Genomic DNA, 1,507 nt, shown 5'->3' with positions numbered 1-1,507 from the left:
GCCCTGATCAGCACCCTGCCGCTGCTGGTGGTCTTCATCGTCTTCGGCAAGCAGATCGTCGGAGGGATCATGGCGGGCGCCGTCAAGGGCTGACACCACCGGACCGGCCGGGACCGGGCACGCGGCCCCTACGTGCCGCCGCCCTCACCGGCCGCCCGCCGACCGGTCCTCGGCCGCCCGTCTCCTCCAGTCCGTCAGTCCGTCTCCTCCGGTCCGTCCCGTACGGCCTTCCGTGTGCCGTCCGTCGCGTACCGCCTGCCAGGTACGCCCCCGTACGGCCCGTCCGGTACGACCCGCACCTCCGGCCCGCCCCGCACGCGGGCCGTACCGGACCGGGCGTCCACCCGCCCGTTGCCCCACCCGCCCCACCCGACCCGCGATCGCCGCCGTGCCACCCACCCGCCGACGTGCCCCGCCGGCCACCGCCCCCACCCGTCCCATCGCACACGCCCACCCAGGCACCCACCCGCACGCGCCGACCGGCCGTTCCGTACCACGCCGGACCACCGTCCGTCCCTTTTCTCACGCCACATTTGGGAGCGTTCTCACCATGACCGCCGTACGACCCGAGACCCGTGCCCAGCAGGCATCGGACATCTCCTTCCCGCCGGGCTTCGTCTGGGGTGCCGCCACCGCCGCCTACCAGGTGGAGGGTGCCGCCGCCGAGGACGGCCGCACCCCCTCCATCTGGGACACCTTCAGCCACACCCCCGGCAAGGTGCGCAACGGTGACACCGGTGACATCGCCGCCGACCACTACCACCGCTACCGCGACGACGTCGCGCTGATGAAGGACCTGGGCCTGAAGGCCTACCGTTTCTCCATCTCCTGGTCCCGGGTCCAGCCCACCGGCCGCGGACCGGCCGTCGAGCGCGGCCTGGACTTCTACCGCAGGCTCACCGACGAACTGCTCGAGGCGGGCATCACCCCGGTCGCCACCCTCTACCACTGGGACCTGCCCCAGGAACTGGAGGACGCCGGCGGCTGGCCGCACCGCGACACCGCGCACCGCTTCGCCGAGTACGCCGACATCATGGCCCGCGCCCTCGGCGACCGCGTCGGCGTGTGGACCACCCTGAACGAGCCGTGGTGCAGCGCCTTCCTCGGCTACGGCTCCGGCGTGCACGCCCCCGGCCGCACCGACCCGGCCGCCACCCTGCGCGCCGCGCACCACCTCAACCTCGCCCACGGCCAGGCCGTCGGCGCGCTGCGCGCCCACCTGCCCGCGACCGCGAAGACCTCCCTCACCCTCAACCTGCACCAGGTGCGCCCGCTGACCGACAGCGCCGCCGACGCCGAGGCCGCGCGCCGCATCGACGCGGTCGGCAACCGCGTCTTCACCGGTCCCGTCCTGGACGGCGCCTACCCCCAGGACCTGATCGCCGACACCGCGCACATCGTCGACTGGGACCAGCTCGTCCACGACGGCGACCTGGCCGAGATCTCCCGGCCCATCGACATCCTCGGCGTCAACTACTACTCGCCCACCGTGGTCTCCCAGGCCACG

Annotated in this window: 1 protein-coding gene and 1 pseudogene; both read left to right on the top strand. The window is 73.6% G+C overall.

Features of this window, described 5'->3' with window-relative positions:
• Positions 1-93, top strand: a pseudogene (locus ACWDUZ_RS38530) (carbohydrate ABC transporter permease); the annotation flags it as partial.
• A 457-nt stretch (positions 94-550) separates the two neighbouring features.
• A partial coding sequence (locus ACWDUZ_RS38525) for a glycoside hydrolase family 1 protein (RefSeq protein ID WP_451636482.1) occupies positions 551-1,507 on the top strand: 957 nt, incomplete at its 3' end.

Source organism: Streptomyces sp. NPDC003393, assembly GCF_053589015.1.
This window is presented reverse-complemented; position numbering and strand designations above follow the sequence as displayed.